The organism is Sulfuricurvum sp. (assembly GCF_019163035.1).
Taxonomy (GTDB): Bacteria; Campylobacterota; Campylobacteria; order Campylobacterales; family Sulfurimonadaceae; genus Sulfuricurvum.
This window is the reverse complement of sequence record NZ_JAFLKV010000016.1, coordinates 1-5,152: the sequence shown is the minus strand read 5'-3', so window position 1 is coordinate 5,152 and position 5,152 is coordinate 1. Positions and strand designations below refer to the sequence as shown.

General features: G+C 35.9%; 4 protein-coding genes. 1 reads left to right on the top strand and 3 read right to left on the bottom strand.

Annotated features, from left to right (window positions below; all coding sequences use genetic code 11):
- Nucleotides 1–1,419, top strand: a 1,419-nt coding sequence (locus JZU62_RS01610; protein WP_295011256.1) for a response regulator, incomplete at its 5' end; no start/stop codon positions are given.
- On the opposite strand, the gene JZU62_RS01605 is transcribed toward JZU62_RS01610, so the two are convergent.
- From JZU62_RS01605 to JZU62_RS01595, 3 genes are read right to left on the bottom strand one after another with little or no spacing between them, the layout of a single operon-like run.
- Nucleotides 1,416–2,729 (bottom strand): response regulator, encoded by a 1,314-nt coding sequence (locus JZU62_RS01605; protein WP_295011254.1) that lies wholly within the window; start codon nucleotides 2,727–2,729, stop codon nucleotides 1,416–1,418. The two genes, JZU62_RS01610 and JZU62_RS01605, sit on opposite strands and share 4 nt — an antisense overlap.
- A complete protein-coding gene (locus JZU62_RS01600; RefSeq protein WP_295011252.1) occupies nucleotides 2,729–3,892 on the bottom strand; it encodes a PAS domain-containing sensor histidine kinase in 1,164 nt (387 codons plus the stop codon). Before JZU62_RS01600 ends, JZU62_RS01605 begins: the two co-directional genes overlap by 1 nt.
- A gap of 38 nt (nucleotides 3,893–3,930) precedes the next feature.
- On the bottom strand, nucleotides 3,931–5,019 hold the full coding sequence (locus JZU62_RS01595; protein WP_295011250.1) for a methyl-accepting chemotaxis protein: 1,089 nt from the start codon (nucleotides 5,017–5,019) through the stop codon (nucleotides 3,931–3,933).
- Between the last annotated feature and the right edge of the window lie 133 nt (nucleotides 5,020–5,152).

The following is a 5,152-nucleotide window of genomic DNA, read 5'->3' as shown; positions in this document are numbered from 1 at the left end:
ATGAAAAAAATATTGATAGTAGACCAAAACAAACAAAGCCGCACTAAGCTTCGCATCATGTTGGATGATTACGCCCATGATAAACGAGAAAAAATTGAAATTTCTGAAACCGAAAGCGGCGGTGAAGCCGTTATGCTTTGTGAAAACGAACACTATGATTTGATATTTATCGATGTCGAAGTTTCTGAAATGGACAGTGCCAAAGCAACCACAATGATCCGTGATAAAAACCCGAAAGCTTTTATCATCGTCTCCTCTGACTCGCAAGATCCTGAGTTACGCAGTCGTATTCTCCGAAGCGGAGCGGAAGATTACATCAAAAAACCCATCTCTTCGGATCTTTTTTATTCACGCTTAGATAACTATATCGATCTTATCAAGTCACGCAAACTGCATCTTTCGATTCACGAAGCTCATAATCTTTATGGTCATGACACTTACGGTAGAACTATCTCCTATTTCATCAAAGAACATGATGTACTAGCGGAATTTTGGGAATATTATCTTCTGGAAACTCAAGAAACCAGAACGTTAACCGATGCATGTCGTCGATGCAACGTCGGAAAAAGTATTCTTAACTCTCATGAAGCCTCAACCCGTCTTTCGGATTCTATCCGCGCAATTTATGATATTGCGGTCTTAGCAGTCAATATCAATTTGACGCCTCATATATGGGTAGAAGAATCGGATAAAAATATCTATTTTACGATAGAGGGGATAAGTCAGATTAATCCTGATCGAGTTTTTGCGATATTAAATAAAATCCCGGAACTTAATACATATAAATTTGAACACTATAAAGTCACCGTTATGATCCCTCGCGAGAGAGTAGTACTATCCAAAGAAATTATATGTAATGATGTGGCGACTCAAATTTCTAAACCGATAACGGATGAAAATCTGATAGAACAAACTATTGTTACATCAGCAACTACCGATTACACCGAGACAGAAACTATCATCCAATATCAAATTTATAACTACATGGATGAAGAAGATTTAGAAGACATTAAAGAAAATCTGACCCGATTAAACACCCTTTTATTAATGGTAGGAAGCGGTGATATTAGAGCTGAAGAAGTAGATGAAATCGCATTTTTTCTTGAAAGAATCGGAAAGTCGGCATCGATCTACTCTGAAAGCTATGAAATAGCCAGAGCACTAAATTTGTTCTCATCTAGTATTAAAGATAATGTTCAAACCTTTATCGATAAGTCCTCATCCTTAGGGCTATTTTGTAAAACATTCGGTTTGGATCTAACCAATTGGCTTCAAGCAATCTTCTATGAGGGTGCACCTAGTGTAAACTTTATGAACGATACGATTACCAGTAACGCGCAAATGCTTAGTGAAATGCTAACAGCAACCGAAAGTGCACCCCAAGAGTCTATGGATATGGACGATATTTTTGCTTTTTAAAACAAAAATAGTTCTACCTCATCCTCAACCTCTTTATTCTGCTTAATCAAAGAGGTGATTTGAGCAAAACAAGATATAAGTGAATTATCGAGATAATGTATATCTTTCGCACTCATATCGATAAATATTTCTTTAATCCAGCAATCAAAATCAGTTAAAAACCCATTTAAAAGTTCAATAATCAATTTTCTTAAATGGTCATCGATTGATTCAATCTCTAATTCAATGAACGCTTCGCCTAACAAAAAAACCGATTGTGCAAGTAAATGAAACTCAAACAACCGTTCTATTTGATGAGATAATCCGACTATGATTTCGCCGATTAAATGCAATTGAGTATAATCATTATTTTTTGATATGTTATAAATAAATGAGTCTAGTTCATCATACGCTTTTTCAAACTCTTCGCGTCTGTCTGATAAATCATCTTCGAATCCTCTGATATATTCTGCTGCCGACATTTTATGATGAGAAGTGTGATTTATGATAGTCGTGTAATCCTTTGAAACCGCTATTTCTTGCACCGATACAGAAGAATCATCTAGGGCTCCATTTTGCTTTTCTTCTATACAAATACGGCAAGAGATGAGATTGTTTGAAATGAGATATTCACCTTGAGAAAATTCTCGATCCAAAATAGCATTGACTTCATCTAATTCAAGAATATGGCTCGATTCTAACGTAAAAAACAAATTCGATTCATTTTCTTCACAGTGTATATTAAATCGGGACCCTGTATTTAAAAGCTCTAGTCCCACATCATATAAAGAACGTACTCCATCGCATAAAAGCGGCATATCACTATAGCGCTCTGAAAGAAGGTACTCTTCCCAGAAAAGGGCCAAAGACGGCTCCTTCACAATCTTGAAACTTACTCGACGATCATAAACGGACTCTTTAAAAAGGTTGATTTTAGAGAGATGTACATCCTGAGATGATCGGCTAACGATCAAGCGCAAATAGTTAACGAGCCGCTTTTTAAGAACATCCGGATGAAAGGGTTTGCTAATGTAGTCCTCTGCTCCGGCTTTAAGCATCATCGATTTATGATAATCATCATCCATCGCGGATATCGCTATAATCATAATATTGGGAAAATCTTTTTTTATTAACGTCGTTGCTTCAATCCCATCCATAACCGGCATCATAATGTCCATAAAAATGATGTCAACTCTTTCAGAAGCACATATTTCTAATGCTTTTTTCCCATTCTCAGCTTCAAAAATAGCAATATCAGGATTCTTTATTATATTTAACTTGATCGCGGTACGATTATTTTTGTCGTCATCAACAATTAAAATTGTTCGCATTATTTCACCCCTATTTTATGTATACTCGATGTCGTCTTGCCAACAATCTCAAAACAAGCCCCACCCAACAAAACGGACTCTGTACATCGAATCGTATAGCCCATTTCGTTGCAGAGAAGCTTTATAAAATGAAGCCCTACTCCGGTTCCTTTTGCTTGTCGTGTCAGATGCGAATCATCTACCTGTTCGAACAATTCAAAGATTTTCTCTCGATTTTCTAACGCAATACCCTCACCGTCATCTTCTACGGTAAAAATAAAATCATTTGTGCTAATATGAAATGAAATACAGATTCGAGATCCGGCGTATTTGATCGCGTTGGAAAGGAGGTTTGTCACTATTTTCGAAAAATAGACTGAATCACTGGTAAGGAACGCATTGTCGTCTATCGATATATCGAGTTCAAGATTATTGCTCATTAAAAGGACTTTGTGGTTCAAAGCCAAACGATGAATATTCAAACCGACATCAAACTCTTTAAAATGAAACGTTAGTTTATTCGCTTTCAGCTTTCCTAAATCCAATAGTGTTTCTACTGTACTCAGCATCAATAAACCACTCTCACGTATGCTATCAGACAGCTCCACCAACTCTTCGAAATCCTCTCCTTTTCCCGCAAGGGTATTGCGAATATAATCTGAAAAAGTGATAACGGCATTCAGTGGGGTTTTGAGTTCATGGGTAAAAATTACGAGAAAGGAGTCTTTTGCATCATTAATTTTTTGAAGTATCTCATTTTCTATCTTTTGTTGCTCGCGTGCTTGTTTCTCTTCTAATAATTTTTTACCGACTTCGATAAATTCAGTTACTTCATAGCGAACTGCCATAAATTCTTTGATGGTTCCATCAGGATATAAATGAGGGGAAACAACTGACTCAACGATATACGGTTTGCCATTTTTATTAAGATTCGTGATTCTCCCTCTCCACGTCCTTTTATCTAAGATTGTTGACCACATCGCTTTGAAACTAGCTGCAGGCATATCGGGATGACGGACAATATTATGCGGTTTTCCTAACAGTTCAGAAGAGCTATAGCCTGATATTTCGCAAAACTTTTGGTTTACATAGATGATATTGCCTTTAACATCTGTTTTTGAGACAATAAAATTATCATCAACAATATTTCTATACTCTTTTAGCAACTCATTTTCGGATGTCATATTTTTTGTATCACTTTGTTAGTAAATTGATTCATCTATTAAGCTCTGTCAATTGCAGCATAAAGATTTTGACTCACAGATTCGATTTTTTCAAATATAGAAAGGATACTGTCTTGTTTTGTTCCATACGTTCCACCTTCCAATAAATGAATAATTTCAGAAACATATTGAATAGATTCCTTCTGATATTTTTCTACATTGGAAAAATCATGTTTTTTATTTGAATCAGCTATCTGAATGGTTTCATACCACCCTTTAAAGTCATTTGTTTCAGGTAAATAGGCATCAAGAGTCGGAGAACTGCTGAATACAGAGGCATACGCATTAGCTTTATAGGATAAATGATCAATTTTTACAAAACTTCCAAATGCGAAACCAAGCAAATTTTCACTAGCTGTAGAAATCTTGTCAGATGTGTGTGAAAAACTAGACATCGTGTTACTAAATTGGGTGACCGAATTTTTAGTACTCGCGGAAATTTGAACCATTTTATCGCTCAATGCACCAATGGTATCCGATTCTTGTCGAACAATTCTAATATTAACATCCACTTGTTTTGTCGCCTGTTGCGTTCGTTCGGCAAGTTTTCTAACTTCATCAGCGACAACGGCAAATCCACGTCCATGTTCGCCCGCACGTGCCGCTTCGATCGCAGCATTAAGTGCTAAAAGATTTGTCTGATCAGCAATATCATTAATCAATGCTACGATTTGACCGACACCACTTACCCCCTCGACCAATCCTTTCATACGTGCATTTGAGTCCCCAAGTATTTCAGTTAGCGTTTCAAGTGAAACCGAAAAATCTTTTATTTCACTTTGAGAGTTTTTGAGCTCGCTGGATTCTATGATAATTAGTTCTCTAATTTCTTTTAAACCGGCTAAGATATTCTCAAACGTTTTATACACAATTGATAGACCGTCAATGGTTGACGATGTAAATTTAGATGCTACTGAATGCTCTAAACGGTATTTTTGACTTTCATCTGCCATAGATAATGATTCAAATAGTTGTTCATCATCTTTAGATTGATAGGACAAAAGTTCTTGTTTTAGTAAACGATTTTCAGTTTGAAGACTTTCACATTTTTGTTCAAGTTCTATAAACTTTCTCGCTGATACAAACATATTTTAATCCTTTTAATAATCCAAATTTTTATAGTTATAATATATTGTTATTTTTTAGTTATGGTGTTGACTTCAGACTCTTTGATCAAAGCGTTCATTATGTCAAAGAGATTTCGACTTGCTTCTTCCATCG

What these genes read in the sequence shown, in the direction of transcription:
- JZU62_RS01605 (WP_295011254.1), bottom strand. Translation starts at nt 2,729, where the DNA reads ATGCGAACAATTTTAATTGTTGATGACGACAAAAATAATCGTACCGCG.
- JZU62_RS01600 (WP_295011252.1), bottom strand. Translation starts at nt 3,892, where the DNA reads ATGACATCCGAAAATGAGTTGCTAAAAGAGTATAGAAATATTGTTGAT.
- JZU62_RS01595 (WP_295011250.1), bottom strand. Translation starts at nt 5,019, where the DNA reads ATGTTTGTATCAGCGAGAAAGTTTATAGAACTTGAACAAAAATGTGAA.